Here is a 19060-nt window from a genome sequence, read left to right as displayed (position 1 = left end):
TTACTTTTGTAATTCTGCGGATTTGTTTGCGAAATTTAAATTATTCAAATCCTTAGGTTGGATAAAATACCAACCTAATAATACTGCTACCAAAGAAATTACGGATACGAATAAAACTCCGTAACTTGTTTTAGGAGAATCTAATTTAGAAATTTCTCCTTCTTCAGAGCTCATATAAGCAAGTATTCCGACTTTCACATAATAATATAATGCCAATGCCGAGTTTGCTATCCCACCGATAAGCAATAATCTGGAGATCTGGTCTGTTCCCTCTGCGATCTTTTGGAATAGGAATAATTTTGCCCAGAATCCACCTAAAGGAGGGATACCGGCTAAAGATAAGAAGAAGATAAATAGTGCGAAACTAGTCCAAGGCCTGGACTTCGCAAGTCCGGCGATAGATTCATACGTTACGTGGCGATTTCCTTCTTCTAAGAAAGATAAGATAGCAAATGCTCCCAAACTCATAAAAGAATACACGATCAGGTAGAATAATGCTTCTTCTTTTCCGCCTAAAGAAATCCCCGCAACCACATAGCCTGCATGAGCGATGGAAGAATATGCCAAAACTCTCTTTAAACTTGTTTGCTTTAAAGCCACAAAGTTTCCGTAAGTCATGGACATCAGAGCTAAAATTCCCATAATCCAGGTCCATTCTCCTACCGAAGCTGAAACAGGAAGTTTTGAGAATACGACCAGCAATAATCCCATAGAAGCGGACTTAGAAGCTGTAGCCATAAATCCTGTTACCGGAGTCAAGGCACCTTCGTAAGCATCGGGTGTCCAAGAATGATAAGGAAATAATGCGATCTTGAATGATATCCCGGTTAATAGAAGTAATAATCCGATCTTTGTAAAATTGGAATCGAATCCTGCACTCAGCAAAGGTTTTAAAGAATCTTGCAGATGAGTTGTGCCCGATCCTCCGAATAAGAAAGCCATTCCGAATAAGAAAAATCCGGTAGAAAAACTCCCTAAAAGAAAATACTTCAGGCTAGCTTCTAAAGAATAAACATCACTTCTTGCCATTCCCACTAGAACATACAAACATACGGACATCAATTCCAATCCGACAAAGATCGTAACAGTATCCGTTCCGGAAGTCATTAGGAACATTCCAACCACTGAAAAAAGAAGAAGAGGATAAAACTCGGGGAATTCCATATTATGTTGTTCTAATACTCTAGGAGAAGCAAGAACCGTACAGAATGCGGCGATCAAGTATAATGCCCCGAACCAAAAACCTAATGTGGAAATTTCATAATGTCCTGAAAAATAGGATCCCACTCCAGGATTCGATTGAGCAACGAACAAGGAGAAGAATGCAGCGATCAAAACCAAACCGGAAGTGAATCTTACGATCCTAAACTCAAACCCTTGGAAAAAAAACTGTAATCCAAGTAATAAGATCCCTCCTCCGGAAAGTACCAGAATTGGAAGTATAGAAATTAGATCATTTGAATTTGGAATTAAATTCATTCTTCCGCCTCTTGGGACACAGTCTTTTTACCTGGGATCCCTGTTCCTCTTCCGGAACCGATCCTATCCTCGTAACTTGGAGGCTCGGTACCCAAGGTCCTATAATTTATAAATTTCTTCTTGGTGTTCTTCAAAGTACCTTCTTGTTCCAAAAAGGCTCTTTCTTGTAATGCTTGTTTAGAAGTCAGATTTAATACTACTCGAGCGCTCGGTTTCAGATACGTTAGTAGAATATTAGGAAAAATCCCGGTTAATATTATAATTCCCGAAACTATAATGATTATGAACTTCTCCCGTCCATTTAAAGGGGATAAACCGGAAGATAAAGAATTCGGCTCACCAAATAATAAGTTTCGAGCAAAGTATAACATATACCCTGCTGCGAAGATCACCGCAGTTCCCGCCAAAAATCCGTATATAAGGCTGTATTTAAAAGTTCCGATAAGGACTAAAAATTCTCCCACAAATCCGTTTGTTCCCGGGAGACCGGCGCTTGCAAAAGCAGCCAAACCGATCGCTACTGCCAAAAACGGAGCGGACTTAGCAAGACCGGAATAATCTTTTAATTCATTACTTCCGGTTCTTTCATGCAAAAATCCTAATATAAAGAATAAAAGCCCGGAAGTGAATCCATGATTCACCATTTGGAGCATCCCGCCTGCCACACCTTCTTCGGTCAGAGTTAAAATCCCTAAAATACAAAAACCCATATGCGAAAGAGAAGAGAAGGCCACCAGACGTTTGCTGTTTTTCTGAGTTAAGGCTACCAGAGCGCCATAAACGATCCCCGCAACCGCAAGTACAATTAATAGATTACGATATTCTAAAAATACCTGGGGAAAAATCGGGATCACTACTCTAACATATGCAAATAGTCCGATCTTTAATAGAATACCTGCTAAGTCCACGGAACCGACAGTAGGAGCTTCTTCGTGAACATCAGGCATCCAGGTATGGAAAGGAAATAAAGGCACCTTGATCGCAAATGCAAAACTAAATCCAACAAATAACCAAAACTTAATATTTGCCGGAATTAAATTCAAAGATACAACGGCTAATTCTTCTAGATCGAATGTGCGGGTATAATGGTATAAGACCAAAATACTCGCGAGCATGAAAACTGATCCGGTAAAAGAGAATACCAGATACTTCATCGCGGCCTTAATTCTTCCTTGTTCCCCCCAGATTCCCACCATCAAAGTGAAAGGTAGGACCATCCATTCCCAGAAAACATAAAATTGGATCAGGTTGACCGAAAGAAATACTCCGATCACTCCCGTTTCCACTAAAAGAAGAAGTATAAAAAATTCCCTAATCCGATGTTTTACATTAGAAAAAGCGGATAATACGGAAAGAAAGAACAGAAGTGCGGACATCGTTACGAGCAATAAGGAGAATCCGTCTATCGCTATATGATAATCCAAACCACCTGACTGGAGTTTCAAAAAATTCCAAATATGATGTGTAAATTGAAAGCCGCTGTCTCCTCTCAAAAATTCCAAAAAGAGAGGAACGGTCATCGCGCAAACTCCCAGAGTCACTATCGAAGACCAAAGCCGGATCCATTTTTCGTTTTTAGATAAGAATAAGAAAGGGATCCCTAAAACAGGCAAAAATAACAGAATGCTTAAATAATACTGGGGCACTTAGATTCCCCTCCATAAAAATACGGACAAGATCAAAACAGTCCCTAATACAATTAGAAAAGCGTAATCTACTACGGTTCCTGTTTGGATCCTGCGTAGTAATGATGAAATCCCTCCGGAAAGCCTTCCTGTTCCGGTCAAAACCCTATCGATCAAACGTTTCTCTACCACTTCGGATAAAAATTCGGAGAAGGCGGAGATCGGCCCGATCAAAACGTTTTTGAAAATTTCATCTATAAAGTATTTGTTTGCAGGAAGAATTCTCCAGCCGGTATAAGAGGATTCATCTAAAGGTAATTTCTCTTTTCTACCGAAGAAAAACCAATAGATCCCCACTCCTAAAAGAATTGCTCCTAGGGATAATCCAGCCAGTAGGAGTTCCAACTCATGGCTTAAATGATGGACTTCCAAGGCTCCTTTTTGCTGGGAATAATACAGTAATCCTTTTGCAAAAACAGGCGAGAAATATTTCTCTAAGAAATCAATTCCTCCACCTAAGGATTCAGGAACCAATAAATATCCGGAGAATGCAGCGCCTAATGCCAAGATTACCAATGGCAAAGTCATGGTCCAAGGAGATTCATGTGGATGCACGCTATGAGAAACTCTGGATTTGCCAGTAAACGCCAAGAACGTTAGGCGGAACATATAGAATGTGGTTAAAAACGCTGTGGCAACCCCCATTCCGAAGAATACAGGATGGAAATAGAACGCTTTTTCTAAGATCAAATCTTTGGAGAAAAATCCGCTAAATGGAGGAGCTCCTACAATCGCCAAGGTTCCCAAGAGGAAGGTCCACCAAGTGATCTTCATCTGGGATTTAAGTCCCCCCATTCTTCTTAAATCCTGCTCATCAGATAATCCATGGATAACAGAACCGGAACCCAAGAACAATAAGGCCTTAAAGAATGCGTGGGTCAGTAAGTGGAAAAGCCCAGCCACATAAGCGCCTGTTCCCATCGCAACGAACATATAACCCAGCTGAGAAACAGTAGAATAAGCTAAAACTTTTTTGATATCGTTTTGATAAACACCAATTGTCGCCGCAAAAAAAGCAGTGAATGTTCCTATACAAACGATCCAAAAACCGACCTTAGGAACTAATATAAAAATAAAATTCAATCTTGCGATCAGGAATAATCCTGCAGTCACCATTGTTGCCGCGTGGATCAAAGCTGAAACCGGAGTAGGTCCGGCCATCGCATCAGGCAACCAAACATGGAATGGGAACTGAGCGGATTTACCCATTGCGCCTATAAAGAAACAGATCGCCACAAAAGGAAGTGCGTTCAGTAAGAACTTTGCCTGAGGCAAAGATTCAGAAATCGTAATGAAGGAGACCGAACCAGCCAACCAATACGTGAGAGCAATCCCACCTATCATCGCCAAGTCGGCGATCCTATTCGTGACAAAAGCCTTGATACTCGCTTGCGCCGCATTTTCTTTATGAGTATCGAATCCGATCAGAAGATAAGAACAAAGTCCCACACCTTCCCAACCGAAAAATAGGACTACCAGGTTTTCCGCTAAAACCAAATGCAGCATGAAGAAGACGAATAAGTTCAGATAAGAGAAAAATCTTCCGATCCCAGGATTACCTTTCATGTATCCAATAGAATAAAGATGGATCAAACTTCCGATCCCCGTAATGATCAATGCCATAAAAAGGGAAAGTTGATCTACTTGGTATGCAAGATCCGCTTTAAAATTCCCAACGTCTACCCAATTGAATAGAGTTACAATTTGAGCATCTTGTCTTTCTAAAGGATGGAATTGCAAATATGCGAATACACTCGCAGCAAAGGATATAAAAGATAACGAGGTTCCGATCGGACCTGAAAAACCCTTCCAATATCTTCCGAATAATGCGTTTAATACGGACCCAAGAAGAGGAGAAAAAACTAGGACCGGTATTAGGATTTCCCAACTCATCGTATTACCATTTCATTAAATTCATTTCGTCTACAAAACTTGTCTTTTTCTTTCTGTGAATTGCGACCACTAGGGCCAAACCGATCGCCGCTTCGACTGCTGCGATCGCCATCACGAAAAATACCACCACTTCTCCTTGAACTTGATGAAGTGATTTAGAAAAAACGACAAATACCAAATTTACCGAGTTCAACATGAGTTCTATACTCATGAAGATAACTACCGCACTTCTTCTGAATAAAACCCCGGCGACACCGATAGAAAAAACGATACAGGCAAGGATCAGCAGATATTCCACGGGGATTCCCGCGAGAGTTGGTTTCAGAATTCCCGGATTCATGGCTCCCCTTCTTCTGTTTTTTTACCTAAATTCTTTTTCCCTAATATAACTGCGCCCAGTACAGCGGCCAAAAGTAATATGGAAACTATTTCAAAAGGAAGAAGGTAATCCAAAAACATGGAACTTCCCACCGCAGCAGTATTTCCTTCCGCGATCACACCTGCTTTACCTTCTTCTGATTTGGATAATGTATACTCATAAGTCCCGGAATCAGAGTATCCTTTAGGAGAAGCTTCCGTATTCGGGACACCCTCTCTTACGGAATGGATCAGCACAATCGCAAGCAATACTACAACGGAAAGTACCAAAACTTTTTTAATAGGATGGTTCCAAAGTTTTGCAATTCCTTCATCATGTAATGATAGAAGCATCAGAACGAAAACCACAAGCACCATGATCGCGCCCGCGTAGACCAAAACTTGCATGGTAGCCACAAAAACGGAACCGATAACCGCATAAATTCCGGCTAACGCGAAAAAGGAAAGTACAAGTAAAACAGCGGAACTGATTGGATTCGGGTGAAATACAACTCCTAAAGCTCCGGCAACCAATACTCCACTGAATATAAAAAAGAGCAGAAGCCCCGGATTCTCGAATATTCCTACCATTTCCAGAAACCATCCAAACCAACATAAACGCTTGCGATCAGAATATTTGCCACTGCCCAAGGGATCATTTTTTTCCAACCAATAGTCATCAATTGATCATATCTGAATCTAGGAAGGGTCCATCTCACCCACATAAACAAGAATGCGAAAAATAAAACTTTAAGAGTAAAAAACCCGAGCCCTGCCCATGCCTGCCAAACGGAACCGCTCAATATTCCAAAAGGAAGATGGTATCCGCCGAAGAATAGAATGGTGACCACACAACTCATAGTGATCATATTCATGTATTCTGCGATAAAAAATAACGCAAATTTGAATGCACCGTATTCCGTATGAAATCCAACCACTAATTCAGATTCTGCTTCTGCCAAATCGAAAGGAAGTCGATTCGTTTCCGCAAACATAGCCACTACAAAAACGGAAAACGCAATAAAGCCAGGAAGTTTAAAAATATTCCAAAGACCGATCTGTGCATCATTGATATCGGTGAGTTTTAAAGATCCGGTCAAGATTACGATAGCCGCCACTGAAAGACCGAGAGGCAATTCGTAACTGATCATCTGAGCCGTAGCACGGATCCCACCGATCAAAGAATATTTATTATTACTGGACCAACCCGCAAGAATGATCCCGTAAACGGAAAGACTGGAGATCGCAAACAAGAACAAAATTCCTGTATCCGGATTTGCAATTTGAAGATCTATAGAAGTAAATCCGACCTCTCTTGCCAGAAATTCAGGTAAGATAACGGTTCCACCCAAGGGCACAACTGCCCAAGCCATGATCGCACAGGTCATAGAGATCGCAGGCGCGATCAAATACATAACCCTGTTCACATTTTTAGGAAAGATTTCTTCCTTCGTTAAAAACTTGATCCCATCAGCTAATGGTTGTAAAAGACCAAGAGGACCTGCACGATTTGGGCCTTTCCTATCTTGGATAAATCCAGCTACTTTACGTTCTGCTAATGTATAGTAAGCACAAGCAGTGATAAACACTAAGAAAAAAAGTGCACTTTTTAATAACCAGAGTAGGACTATATTCCAATCCATCGATCAGGCCCCGCTCGCGGCAGGCTGTTCTACTTCTTCTTTAACCGCTTTGTCTTTTAATCTGGCTTCGAATTCATGTTTGAACTTTAAGATAGTAGGTCGGACAGCTCCCACACATGCGTCAGAAAGAGGACAGATTGTAGTTCCACCTTCCATATTTCGAGCTAAAGAAAGAATAAGATCCAAGTCCGCACTTGTTCCTTCTCCTTCTCTTATCTTATGTAGTAGGTCCCTCACCCAATGAGTACCTTCTCTGCAAGGAGTACATTGTCCGCAAGATTCATGAGCGTAGAATCTTGCAAACCTGTAAGTGGTTTCCACAAGATCCGTACCTTCGCCGATCACGATTACTGCACCGGAACCAAGCATTGTTTTATGAGCCGCCATGGATTCGAAATCCATATTTGCAGTTTTACATTCTTCTGCAGTTAGGATAGGAACGGAAGAACCGCCTGGGATCACCGCTTTTAACGGAACATCGTCCAGCATTCCACCACAAAGATCATTCACTAATTCTAATAAAGGAGTTCCTAATTCTATCTCGTATACACCGGGTCTTTTTACATGACCGGAAACGGAGAACAAACGAGTGCCAGGGGATTTTTCAGTACCAATCTTAGAATACCAATCCGCGCCCTTGTCCAAAATATGAGGAACTGTGGAAAAAGTTTCCACGTTATTCACAACTGTAGGACAACGATATAGGCCCGAAACAGCAGGAAATGGAGGTTTTAATCTAGGATGGCCCCTACGACCTTCCAAAGAATTGATGAGCGCAGTCTCTTCTCCGCAGATATAAGCTCCCGCTCCCGCATATAATACTAGATCAAAATCAAATCCGCTGCCTAGGATATTTTTTCCCAGATATCCTTTTGCATAGGCTTCGTCGATTGCCTTCTGCATGGAGTCGATCCCTTTATTGAACTCTCCACGGATATAAAAAAATCCTTTGTTTGCACCGATTGCTTTTGCACCGATCACCATTCCCTCAATGATCTGGTGGGAAAGGTTCTCGATCAGTTTACGATCTTTGAATGTTCCGGGTTCTCCCTCGTCTGCATTGCAGATCAAATATTTAGGTTTTGGAATATCCTTAGGAATAAAGGACCATTTGAGCCCTGTAGGGAAACCTGCTCCCCCTCTTCCTCTCAAACCTGATTTTTTGACGATCTCGATAATTTCTTCCGGCGCGATAGACAGAGCTTTTTTCATCCCGTCATAACCGTGAACGGATTCGTAAAATTCCAATTCATTCGAACGGGGATCGTCTATAAATTTAGTGAGGATTTTCATTTCTGCCATAACGTTTCCCCTTAGGTCAAATCCTTCAGGATCTCATCCATTTTTTCGAACGTTAGATTTTCATAATATGCATCGTTGATCTGGACCATAGGAGCGTATCCGCATGCACCCAAACATTCCACTTCTTCTAAAGTGAATTTTTTATCAGAAGTTGTTTCTCCAGTTTCTATTCCCAAACGAGAGCAAATATGTTTTTCGAGTTTATCATTCCCTCTCATATAACAAGAAGAAGTTCCACAAATCTGGATATGATACTTACCAACAGGTTTTTTATTATATAAGGTATAAAAGGTAGCAACCCCGTATATTTGGGCGAGAGAAATTGGAGAACCGATCTTGTCGGCAAGCGCTTCCATTCCCTCTCTGTCTACATATCCCTGTTCTTTCTGTAGGAGGTACAACCCTGGGAGGATCACACTTCTTTTATCCGGGAACATCTCCAGTAGTTTGTCTAGTCTTGCAACTGATTGGGAAGAAAATTGATAACTCATCAGCAGTCCAACTCCCCTGCGATCACATTCATGGAACTCATTGTAGCGACCGTATCCGCAAGAAGTGAACCTTTTACTAATTCAGGGAAAGATTGATAAAACCAGAAACATGGCCTACGAACATGCACTCTCCAAGGAGACTTCTCCCCTTCGGAAACGATATAAAATCCGAGTTCACCGTTAGCGGCCTCGGTTGCCATATAATATTCTCCCTTAGGGACTTTGATCCCGTGCATGATCAATTTGAAATGGTAGATCAACTCTTCCATATTCTTATAAACCTTGCTCTTATCGGGAAGATAGATATGAGGCATGTCGGCATGATGAGCGCCTGTTGGAAGACCGTTAATCAATTGCTCTACAATTCGAAGAGATTGTCTCATCTCTTCCATACGGACAAGAGTCCTATGAAGAACGGAACCGTCCTCTCCCACAGGAATATCAAAATCCACCTTATCATAGAACATATAAGGATCGTCCTTACGAATATCCCAAGGAACACCCGCGGCTCTCAAGTTCGGACCGGAATAACCGTAAGAGATAGCATCTTCTGCAGAGATACCTCCCACACCTTCCGTTCTATCCATGAAGATCCTATTATTTACTAATAAAGACTGGAATTCTTCAATCGCAGGACGAAGACCTTTGATGATAGTCTTAACATCCTTCTCGAATTCAGGATAAATATCTTTTTCGAGTCCACCCACTCTACAGAATGTAGTAGTAAGTCTTGCGCCCGTGAGTTTTTCCAGGACCTGATAAATATTCTCTCTATGATGGAATAAATGTAACATCCCGGAGAATGCACCGAGATCCACTCCCAAAATTCCATTGCAGATAATATGGTCCATTACACGAGAAAGTTCGGAGACGATCATCCGAACGTAAGTTACCTTATCAGGAACTTCTATCTGGAGCATTTTTTCTACGGCAAGTATCCAACCGATATTATTCAGAGGAGTGGATACGTAATTCATTCTGTCCGTGCAAACTAGGAACTGATTATAAGTATAACGTTCTCCTAATTTTTCGAAACTGCGATGCACATATCCGATCACGGATTCTGCATCCACCACTCTTTCTCCATCTAGTTGGATCACATTCTGTAAGATCCCATGAGTAGAAGGGTGAGAAGGCCCCAGGTTCACAAGAAGATGTCCTTCCGGGAGCTTTTTCTGTTTGAGGCTGAAATGTTCCGCTGTCTTTTCGTACATCGCTGTCATCTTAAGCCTCCATATCTTCTTTTAAGTGGATGGTGAGAAGGTCCTCTACCAAATAATCCTGACCGAAACCTTCTAAAGGATAATCTTTTCTTAATGGATGACCTTGGAAATTATCAGGCATGATGAGACGATCCATTCTAGGGTGGCCTGCAAAACGAATGCCGAATAGATCGTACACTTCTCTTTCGGGCCAGTTAGCGCCTTTAAAAATGTTTATGATACTTGGAACTTGTTCATCTTCTTCTAAAGCTACGCGGAATTGTACTTTTGTGGAGGATTTGTTTCCGGAGCGGAGAAGGTAACAGACTTCGAATCTTGGAGTTTTTTTGCCCAACCAATCTATCGCAGTCAGATCATTTAGATAATTCAGTTCGATCCCAGGAGCTGTTTTTAAAGCGGAAAGAACAGGAACAATTCCTTCCGACTTTAAGAAGAATGTAGGAAGATTTGTGAGTATTTCTTCTTCCTTGGAGATAAAATGAGGGAATTTGTCTTTTAGGAAACTCTGGATTGTTTCTTTCATCGGACGACCAGGGGTTTGTTTCTTTCGTTCATTTCCCGGATCTTATCCATTACTTCCTGTCTTCTGGCTTCTAACCCTTGGGTTTTTACTTTTTCCTGAAGTTTAATTACAGCATCTAAAAGTGCTTCTGGTCTAGGAGGACAACCTGGAACGTATAGATCCACAGGAAGTATTCGATCGATTCCCTGTAAAACAGAGTACGCATGGAACATTCCACCGGAAGAAGCACAGGCTCCGTAACTGATCACAAATTTTGGTTCGGCCAATTGGTCGTAAATTTCACGAAGCACCGGAGCCATCTTATAAGTGATGGTACCAAGAACTAAGATCATGTCTGCTTGTCTAGGAGAGAAAGAAGGTCTTTCCGCTCCGAACCTGGCGATATCATAATCCGCGCAGGAAGTACTCATGTATTCTATCCCACAACATGCAGTCGCGAATGGATAAGGCCATAAGGAGTAACTTCTTCCCCAATTGATAACCGAGTCCACAGTTGCAATTTGGAAGGAATCTCCGTAAGACGATCCGGGTTGAGCGAGTTGTTCGTTTAATCCCATTCTAAGGCCCCCTTCTTCCGAATATAATACAGTCCAACCACGAGGGTGAAAATAAAAACAAACATCTCAATTAAGAGAAAATTACCCAGTCCCGCCTCTTTGAATGATTTTAAATTCACGGCGTAAGGGAAAAGGAAGATCGCTTCTATATCAAAAAGAATAAATAGAACAGCGACCAAGTAGAACTTGATATTAAACAATCCCTTTGCATCCCCGTAATACGGCACTCCGCACTCAAAAGTATCATGAGGTTTGGATTTTTTTTTGGGGTTTAGAAGGAACGCGAGTCCGAGTATGAGAGCGGAGAATCCTACTCCCAAGAGGAATTGAATCAGCAGGGGGCCTAGATGGTCCGGCGAACTTCCCATATCTAACTTCTATCAAACTCCCATACTCGCCTATGTCAATCTAAAATCCCGAAAGGGGCCTTTGCAAGAGGTCGGAAGACCGGATTCTATCATTTTCGAATTTTACAATTTTCCTTTTTTCGAAATGAGAACGTTTTTCAATACCGCCTCAAAAAGCAGAACGAACGTTCTATCCTTCCAAAAGAACTTTAAGTTTTTATAAAATTCCTAAGGAAAGAAAGATAGGAAAAACCTCACGCCAAGTCGCTAAGAATAGAAGAGATTTAAATAAGATTAAGCGAATTATCACCCTTACCTTCTCCCCTTTGCGACTTCGCGTGAAAAACAGAAATTTCAAAGTAGAATTAAGCCAAAAACTTTGGACTACGAACAGAACAGTCGTTCTGGTTTTACCTAAAAAGTTGGTGACAAAACTATTTAAGGCATTAGGGTACTGGACATATAGATCCAGCATTGACAGGGACAAAATCAAATGGCTAAACTCGTACTATCCAGCTTCGCAGAATTACAAGCTTACGAAGGAAAAGAACTAGGCGTATCCGACGCTCACGAAATCACCCAGGCACAAATCGATACATTCGCAAACGCAACTTTGGACCACCAATGGATCCATACGGATCCGGCAAGAGCGGCCAAAGAATCTCCTTTCGGAACAACTATCGCTCACGGTTATCTTACACTTTCTATGGCTCCTTATCTATTAAGCCAGATTCTAGAGCTGAGAAACATCAAAATGGGAATCAATTACGGAATGGAAAAACTCCGCTTCTTAGATCCTGTAAAAGTGGGTTCCAAGCTCAAACTTAGAGCGGAATTGATCGAATTGAAGGACCTAAGAGGTACCGCAAGAATGACCTTAAAACTTAGTTTCGAGGTAGAAGGTGCAGCAAAACCTGCTGCAATCGGTGAAGTAATCTATCTCTACCAATTCGCCTAATCGGCAAGGTATTCTAAAATGAATCCTCGTACGATCATTTATCTGATTTCTAGGATCAGGGACGAATTCCACAGACGTCTGAATTCCGAACTGAAGGACAAGGGCTTGGGCCAGCTAACCACTACCCATGCGGATATTCTATTCGCACTTGCAATGTCCAAAAGAGTTCCGATGCAGGATATAGCTCGGATGATAGATAGGGACAAGTCCACCCTGACCGCACTTGTGGACAAACTCCAAGATCTAGGTTATGTGGAAAGAGTGAGAGATACTCAAGACCAAAGAGTGGTTAATCTACAACTTACACGCAAGGCCTATTCTATCCGACCTGTGATGCTTGGAATATCTAGGTCATTACTTGCAGGCCTTTATAAAGGTTTTACGGAACCGGAAAAGAAAGACCTAGTCCGGCTTTTGGATAAACTTTATAAAAACCTAAAATAGTACCTCTTATAGCCCGGTTAAGAATTCAGTCTCGATATTTTTGAGTATTGCTTCTTCTTCCGGGTTTCTGATCCCTTTCTCCCCTTTTTGCCTACGACCAGGAGTCCAAGGACGGATCATATTCCTATAATTATGGAGTAATTTCCCGATCTTCTCCTTCTCCGCTTCTTTTAATTTCCTGAAATCAGGTACAAGAAGAGAATTCAGATCCCCAGGTTCCACTTTTCGTAGTCCTTGAGCATATTCTCTAGTTCTTGATTCCAACTCTTTACGGACATGAGGAGTGATCAGATAAGCAAATAAATATTCTTCGAAATGAGCATATTCAGGTTTTGCGGAAAATCCATGAAAGCAGGTGAGATGAACTGCAGGGCTTTGGTTGAACACGAATCTTACTTCTGCCCTATGAAAAGAAGTGGCTAAGATCCTGCAAGGTCCTCTGTTCTCCTGAGAATGCCAAGGTTTTCTTTTAGAAGGAAGGAAACGTTTCGGTACTCCTCGTTTGATCCCTTCTTCCAGATATTTGTTGATACCTTCTTGTTCATTAGTGTTCGGAACTTCTTTTGCATCCAAAAGCCATACCTTGGCTCCTTGAGATTTCAAAGTATTCCAATCATCTCCGGTAAAAAATGGAGAAAGTGCATACTGAGCTTTCGGAATAGAAGATCTAAGATAGTTTTTAGGAATAGATAAGTTCGAAGCGTCTTTTTCGGATAAAAGAAAATATCCGTTGTCCCCTGTCGCGATTCCTCTCCTAAAACTTCCGAATTCCTTAATAGGGACCCAACCGTGACGATTATCTTCGGACATAGTCACATAATTATTGTTAGGTGAATTTTTATCATCATTTTTTATATTTTGTACCGGCTCCGAGTCATCACTCAATAATCTAGTCCATTTTGCCTCGGCATCAGGACGAATTTTTCTCCAGACCATCTCGGAAAGCTCTATACTTTCTCCTTTAATGAATGATGAGGTCCTTGACCAAAGAAAACCTTCTTCGCTATCTCTTGAATTTTCTAAGAATAGTATACAGGAAGAAGTAACAGCTCCAGTAAACAAAGACCAGGAAGAATCTAAGATAAGTATACGACGAAGATATCCGGATTGAATAATCGCTTTTTTTATCGGAACTCCATATCCAGCATTCAAGAATTCGTAAGGAACTAGTATGGACGCCCTTCCTCCCGGACCTAAAAGCCTTAGTATACGAAGTAGAAAGAATACATACAGGTTCGCTGTCCCAGGAATCTCTTCTTTGATGTCCTCTGCGAATTGACGGATCAATTTTTTTCCATGTTTGGAATGGCTAAGACGTAGATAAGGAGGATTGCAGAGTATAATATCATAGTTTTCTTTCTTTTCATTTTGTAGGAAGTCCCCTAACACCAAATGAAAACGATTTTTGGAGATCCCTGCCTTCTCTAAGTTTTGTATACACTTCTCGTGTAGTATTGGATCGATCTCCCAACCATGGAACTCGCTATCTAATTTTGGAAAATGCTCCTGAAATTCTTGGAAAAAAATTCCTTCCCCAGTCCCTGGATCCAATATTTTAATTTTTTTCCCTTCTAACGCAGCTTTGGTTTCGGAAACCCATTCCAACATTGGGCTTACCAAGGCAGAAGGCGTGAAAAATTGTCCTAAAGCTTTCTCTTTGGCTTTAGTATCCGGATTTTCTAGAGGAGGATCAACTTTGTCTTCGCATGGAACGATCATGAAAGAAATTTTCGCCTATATAACGTTGATATGACGACGAATCTACATGACAACCTTACAATTGTTAGAGGTTTTTAGAAAAAAGCATCCTACACCGAAAAGGTGCTTCGGTATACTCTAAAAACTGTATACTAAGAAGATTTTGTATTATTGTGTCTTGGAGGAAAGTTTTTCGGCCAAAATCCGCTCTATTTCATCCAGATGATATTCTTTTGCCAGATCTAGTACCGTCTTACCTTGGTTATCCGCAAGAGTAAGATCAGATCCGAGCTGTATTAATTTCTGAGCTGCAGAAACATTTTTTCTTTGGATGGCTTCCATAAGAGGAGTTTTTCCTTCTGCGTCTCTATGATTTAGATTTGTCCCGGCCTTAGCTAAAACATCTAAAATTTTCAGGTCAGTTTGTTTGGGCTCTGTAGCATAATGAAATGCATTTCTTGCACCGATCTGGTACGTCCCATTAGGAGTGTGAACATCCTTTAATCTACTAGTGAACACTGCTTTGGAACCGTTCGCTAACAAATATTCTGAGATCGCCAAATTAGAAGGAGAAGAAGCTCCGCCCACAGCTAGGAAAAGTGGATATTCTTCGATACCACCCGGATCATGATTCGGGTTAGCACCGTTCTCTATCAAAAATTTTACTAGAACAAGACTTTGGTTCCGGATCGCCATATTGAGAAGAGAAACCGGTTTTTGGTCCTCCCCTTTTCGAGCCGTATACTCTACCAATGCTCCGGACTCGATCAGTCGTTTTGCCTCTGCGAGATCATCCATATCCGGAATTTTTACTTTTAAGATAGGGATTAAACGATAGAATAATACGGAATTCCCATCCACATCCTGGGCGTTGATATTCGCTCCATGTTTGATGAGAAACTCAACTACGTCCTCACCTTCTGCGAGCATGATCGCAGTGCGGCCATCATCATCCTTAGCATCCACAGTGGCGCCTTGGTTCAGAAGTAGCTCTACCTTACGAAGATCACCTTCTTTCACCGCGGATAAGAACTGTCTGTCCAGCTCGGTATCGGCCTCGATCGCCAAACTAAAGACGAAAACGAGCACAGCCCAGCTTCCATTTCTAAGTTTGCCGTATTTTGCCAATAAATCCATTATTCCGAACACCGATATTTACCTATCCTGATTTTAGCTGCGATTCTATAAATGAAAATTCCCGTTGGCTGGGGAATATCCTTGACCCGAGTGGGCCAAGCTTTATGCCTCTCTCCCTTAGAGCGTTTTATTCGGTAAATGGTTCCCAGTATTCTGTCTGGATTTACCCCTTCGACCGAGTCCTAAATCCATTCTGGCGGAAGAATATGAGTACTACAAAATTTCCATTCGATTCTTATGATAGTATCGGTCTCGCTGATTTGATCCGAAAGAAGAAGATCCAGCCCAAAGAATTATTAGATTTTTCTGAAGCAAAGATTGATAGGTTCAATCCTGAATTGAACGCAGTTGTTTTGAACACGATCGACAAAGCAAGAGAAGAGTTGAGATCAGGAAAGATACTTAAGGGACCCTTTTACGGAGTTCCACTTCTTATTAAAGATTTATTACACCATGTGAAGGGGCAGAAGATCACTTCAGGCTCTAAGGCTTATAAAAATTACATTCCATCCGATGATAGTGTTTTTGTTTCCAGACTAAGAAATGCGGGATTCGTTTTTATAGGTACTACGAATGTTCCTGAATTTGCTTTGATGGGGATCACTGAGCCAAAATTTCACGGACCTACTCGAAATCCTTGGGATCCGGAAAGAACTCCCGGTGGTTCTAGCGGTGGAGCAGGAGCGGCAGTTGCATCCGGAATGAGTTCTATTGCAACAGGCTCTGATGGTGGAGGATCTATTCGGATCCCGGCTGCATATTGCGGATTATTCGGATTAAAACCAACTAGAGGAAGAGTTCCGGTCCGTCCTTACGGAAGAGTTTGGCAAGGCGCTTCTCAGGATCATGTTCTTACTAAATCTGTAAGAGACAGCGCAGCAGTTTTGGACTTAGTTTCAGGTGTTGGAATAGAAGAAGCGTTCTCCATGGAGAAAAATAAAACTTCTTATCTATCTGAAGCGAAGAAGTCACCAGGCAAACTAAAGATCGCGTATTCTTTCACTTCTCCCATTGGAACTCCTGTCAACCAAGATCATATAGACGCGTTACACGACACAGTGAAACTTCTAAGATCATTGGGTCATAAATTGGAAGAAAGTTCTCCTCAGGTAGATGGAAAACGTTTAGCAAAAGCTTACGTAACCATGTATTTCGGAGAGGTTGCTTCTGAAATTTCCCGCTTAGACAAAGTATTAGGTCGAAAGGCAAAGATGGGAGATGTGGAATCCACTACTTGGATCCTAGGATTACTCGGGAGATCCATATCAGCGGGAGAATTTGTGTCTGCGATCCGCTATTGGGATGAAGCAGCTTATATCTCGGAATCTTTTCTAGAAAATTATGATCTCTATCTGACCCCGACAACAGCAGAACCTCCTGCTAAAATTGGAGAACTTGCACCGAAACTATATGAAGAAATCGCAATGCAGATCATCGGAAGGATTGGAACAGGCAAATTACTTTTAGCAAGCGGTATGGTGGACCAACTTGTGGAAAAGAATCTATCTAGAACCCCTTTCACTCAATTGGCAAATCTAACCGGTCAACCTTCTATGTCCGTTCCACTTTCCAAAACGACTCTTGGCCTGCCGATCGGAATGTTATTCACTTCCAAAAGAGGAAGAGAAGATGTACTTTTCCGACTGGCAGGACAATTAGAAAAAGAAAGACCCTGGGCGGATATTAAGAAGTCTTAAGAAAACTAAAAGCGACTGGTGTCGATTTGTTGTTCTGTTTGTAAGGAACTCAAAATTTCGGGAGTAATATCTTTTCCACCGGTCAAATTAGTAAACAGGGATTGGATGCTGTAGATCGGTCCCCAAGGAAATCCCCACCATCCGAAAAATAAAGTTACGATGGTGAATCCCAATCCTTTTAAAATGGAATTTTCTCTAGGACGAATAAAATACACCTTAGAAGGGTTTTTAAAGGTCATAATCAAAATAGAAAACGTATAAAGATAATATACGAACTTTCCCCCTTTTTGAACCTCCGAACGTATATCCGCTTCCGACAATCCTTGGATTCCTTGTATGCTCATAATTTTCTCCGAATATTCTATTACACTTGAGGTCGGTTTCGGCCAATAAAGCAGCAAAATTTTTTTAGATTTCCCACTTTACAAATACAATTCCTAAACTATCACCATTCTATGTCTTTCAGCGCGGACGAATTCAAAAATTCACTCTCTCATTTTGCATCCGGGGTAACTGTGGTGACCTTTTCCGATACTACTAGAGCCGGAGGATTGACAGTTAGCAGTTTCAGCTCGCTTTCTTTGGATCCACCTTTAATTCTTTTTAGCCTTCAAAAGAATATAGCAAGTCACGATCCATTGCTCGCATCGGGCCTATTCACTGTGAACATTTTGTCATCCGACCAACAGGAATATTCCAACCAATTCGCGTCCGGTAAAATAGACAAACATGAACTGATCCAAAAACTAGCCTGCGATTTAGGGCATAACGGAGCGCCTTTTTTGAACGGCACTTTGGCAAGGATAGAATGCGAGCTGGAAAAACAAGTAGATGGAGGAGACCATACTATAGTGATCGGAAGAGTATTATTCGCAGTATCCGATGACTCTAAACGGCCTCTTCTCTATTACCGCAGGAATTACTATAATATCTAACCGAAAATAAGGGTGGGCCACGAGCCCGCTCCCATTTCCAATATTTTATAAAATCTTAATATTCCCTCCCAGGATCCTTTCCCTGAAACGAATTATCTATATGCAAATATAAATTAGGCAAAAAATTTGCGGAATTTGGATTCCTGATTCCAAAATAAAAAATTAGAATATCAAAATTTTATAAAAAAGAAAAAATTAAATAAAAAGTGCAAGCAAAGTAGATAAAACCTGACCTGTCTCACCAATAATGCGTTGCCAAAAACGCCGGAGGAGATACAAAATGAGCTTAGAATTAGTTCCTAAACCTTCCAAAAAACTGAAAGAAGCACTCGGGGAAGATGTAGCGGAAGAGTTAGTGGATTATATAGAAAAATCGCAAAGTTTTGGGAAAAAGACTATGAATGAATTATCCACAGAAAGATACGAAAGAAGACTCATGGAAGAAACCGGCAAGTTAAGAGCCGAAATGCATGACGGATTCAGCAAGATCCAAGAACAATTCAGAGAAGTGTATAAAGAGTTTGCCAGAATACACGAAAAGATTGCTTCCTTGCATGAGGCCATCCAAACCCAAACAAGATGGATGATTGCCGCCATTTTCGGGGCCATTCCCTTATACCTAGCCTTATACAAATATTTGTAGTTCTTGGCTAAACGAAACGGGAACCCTGCCCTAAAATAGTTTTCAGTG

At 41.3% G+C, this 19060-nt stretch carries 20 protein-coding genes; 5 read left to right on the top strand and 15 right to left on the bottom strand.

The window, feature by feature from the left end; genetic code table 11:
* The 12 genes from EHO58_RS11690 to EHO58_RS11635 are packed head-to-tail and all read right to left on the bottom strand — an operon-like array spanning window position 1 to window position 11521.
* On the bottom strand, window positions 1–1479 hold the full coding sequence (locus EHO58_RS11690; RefSeq protein ID WP_135680028.1) for an NADH-quinone oxidoreductase subunit N: 1479 nt from the start codon (window positions 1477–1479) through the stop codon (window positions 1–3).
* Window positions 1476–3125: a complex I subunit 4 family protein gene (locus EHO58_RS11685; RefSeq protein ID WP_135680027.1), complete on the bottom strand. Its 1650-nt coding sequence runs from the start codon at window positions 3123–3125 to the stop codon at window positions 1476–1478. Before EHO58_RS11685 ends, EHO58_RS11690 begins: the two co-directional genes overlap by 4 nt.
* A complete protein-coding gene (gene nuoL / locus EHO58_RS11680) occupies window positions 3126–5057 on the bottom strand; it encodes an NADH-quinone oxidoreductase subunit L (protein WP_135680026.1) in 1932 nt (643 codons plus the stop codon). It abuts the gene before it with no gap.
* 4 nt (window positions 5058–5061) lie between these two features.
* Window positions 5062–5397 (bottom strand): NADH-quinone oxidoreductase subunit NuoK, encoded by a 336-nt coding sequence (gene nuoK / locus EHO58_RS11675; RefSeq protein WP_425268569.1) that lies wholly within the window; start codon window positions 5395–5397, stop codon window positions 5062–5064.
* Window positions 5394–6005 (bottom strand): NADH-quinone oxidoreductase subunit J family protein, encoded by a 612-nt coding sequence (locus EHO58_RS11670; RefSeq protein WP_135680025.1) that lies wholly within the window; start codon window positions 6003–6005, stop codon window positions 5394–5396. The genes nuoK and EHO58_RS11670 overlap by 4 nt, the downstream gene beginning before the upstream one ends.
* The gene (nuoH, locus tag EHO58_RS11665) at window positions 5999–7057 is read right to left on the bottom strand and encodes an NADH-quinone oxidoreductase subunit NuoH (RefSeq protein WP_135629233.1); all 1059 of its coding nucleotides are present in this window, start codon (window positions 7055–7057) and stop codon (window positions 5999–6001) included. The genes EHO58_RS11670 and nuoH overlap by 7 nt, the downstream gene beginning before the upstream one ends.
* 3 nt (window positions 7058–7060) lie before the next feature.
* Complete coding sequence (gene nuoF / locus EHO58_RS11660) at window positions 7061–8359, bottom strand: NADH-quinone oxidoreductase subunit NuoF (RefSeq protein ID WP_135680024.1); 1299 nt, start codon at window positions 8357–8359, stop codon at window positions 7061–7063.
* 11 nt (window positions 8360–8370) lie between these two features.
* A complete protein-coding gene (locus tag EHO58_RS11655; protein ID WP_135680023.1) occupies window positions 8371–8850 on the bottom strand; it encodes an NADH-quinone oxidoreductase subunit NuoE family protein in 480 nt (159 codons plus the stop codon).
* Complete coding sequence (locus EHO58_RS11650) at window positions 8850–10064, bottom strand: NADH-quinone oxidoreductase subunit D (RefSeq protein WP_135680157.1); 1215 nt, start codon at window positions 10062–10064, stop codon at window positions 8850–8852. Before EHO58_RS11650 ends, EHO58_RS11655 begins: the two co-directional genes overlap by 1 nt.
* 10 nt (window positions 10065–10074) lie before the next feature.
* Window positions 10075–10596, bottom strand: coding sequence for an NADH-quinone oxidoreductase subunit C (locus tag EHO58_RS11645; protein ID WP_135680022.1), 522 nt, complete (start codon window positions 10594–10596; stop codon window positions 10075–10077).
* Window positions 10593–11153, bottom strand: a complete 561-nt coding sequence (locus EHO58_RS11640) for an NADH-quinone oxidoreductase subunit B (RefSeq protein ID WP_020768877.1) — start codon at window positions 11151–11153, stop codon at window positions 10593–10595. The genes EHO58_RS11645 and EHO58_RS11640 overlap by 4 nt, the downstream gene beginning before the upstream one ends.
* The gene (locus EHO58_RS11635) at window positions 11144–11521 is read right to left on the bottom strand and encodes an NADH-quinone oxidoreductase subunit A (RefSeq protein ID WP_036089115.1); all 378 of its coding nucleotides are present in this window, start codon (window positions 11519–11521) and stop codon (window positions 11144–11146) included. Before EHO58_RS11635 ends, EHO58_RS11640 begins: the two co-directional genes overlap by 10 nt.
* Before the next feature lie 472 nt (window positions 11522–11993).
* Between EHO58_RS11635 and EHO58_RS11630 the strand changes: the two genes are divergently transcribed.
* Window positions 11994–12458, top strand: a complete 465-nt coding sequence (locus EHO58_RS11630) for a MaoC family dehydratase (RefSeq protein WP_100711069.1) — start codon at window positions 11994–11996, stop codon at window positions 12456–12458.
* An 18-nt stretch (window positions 12459–12476) separates the two neighbouring features.
* A complete protein-coding gene (locus EHO58_RS11625) occupies window positions 12477–12902 on the top strand; it encodes a MarR family winged helix-turn-helix transcriptional regulator (RefSeq protein WP_008594860.1) in 426 nt (141 codons plus the stop codon).
* A gap of 6 nt (window positions 12903–12908) precedes the next feature.
* On the opposite strand, the gene EHO58_RS11620 is transcribed toward EHO58_RS11625, so the two are convergent.
* Window positions 12909–14621 carry an HsdM family class I SAM-dependent methyltransferase gene (locus EHO58_RS11620; protein WP_135680021.1) on the bottom strand — a complete coding sequence of 571 codons (1713 nt, stop codon included), beginning with the start codon at window positions 14619–14621 and terminating at the stop codon, window positions 12909–12911.
* 147 nt (window positions 14622–14768) lie between these two features.
* Entirely contained in the window at window positions 14769–15737 is a 969-nt protein-coding gene (locus tag EHO58_RS11615) for an ankyrin repeat domain-containing protein (RefSeq protein WP_135680020.1), read from the bottom strand.
* A gap of 206 nt (window positions 15738–15943) precedes the next feature.
* On the opposite strand from EHO58_RS11615, the gene EHO58_RS11610 reads away from it, so the two are divergent.
* Window positions 15944–17434, top strand: coding sequence for an amidase (locus EHO58_RS11610; RefSeq protein ID WP_208728787.1), 1491 nt, complete (start codon window positions 15944–15946; stop codon window positions 17432–17434).
* Between the two features lie 5 nt (window positions 17435–17439).
* Here the strand turns inward: EHO58_RS11610 and EHO58_RS11605 are convergent, their stop codons facing one another.
* A complete protein-coding gene (locus EHO58_RS11605) occupies window positions 17440–17778 on the bottom strand; it encodes a hypothetical protein (RefSeq protein WP_135629225.1) in 339 nt (112 codons plus the stop codon).
* A gap of 111 nt (window positions 17779–17889) precedes the next feature.
* Between EHO58_RS11605 and EHO58_RS11600 the strand changes: the two genes are divergently transcribed.
* A complete protein-coding gene (locus EHO58_RS11600; RefSeq protein WP_135629224.1) occupies window positions 17890–18369 on the top strand; it encodes a flavin reductase family protein in 480 nt (159 codons plus the stop codon).
* A gap of 280 nt (window positions 18370–18649) precedes the next feature.
* Window positions 18650–19012: an LA_3696 family protein gene (locus tag EHO58_RS11595; RefSeq protein ID WP_135629223.1), complete on the top strand. Its 363-nt coding sequence runs from the start codon at window positions 18650–18652 to the stop codon at window positions 19010–19012.
* Window positions 19013–19060: the final 48 nt, after the last annotated feature.

The organism is Leptospira selangorensis (genome assembly GCF_004769405.1).
Classification (GTDB): Bacteria; Spirochaetota; Leptospiria; order Leptospirales; family Leptospiraceae; genus Leptospira_B; species Leptospira_B selangorensis.
This window is presented reverse-complemented; position numbering and strand designations above follow the sequence as displayed.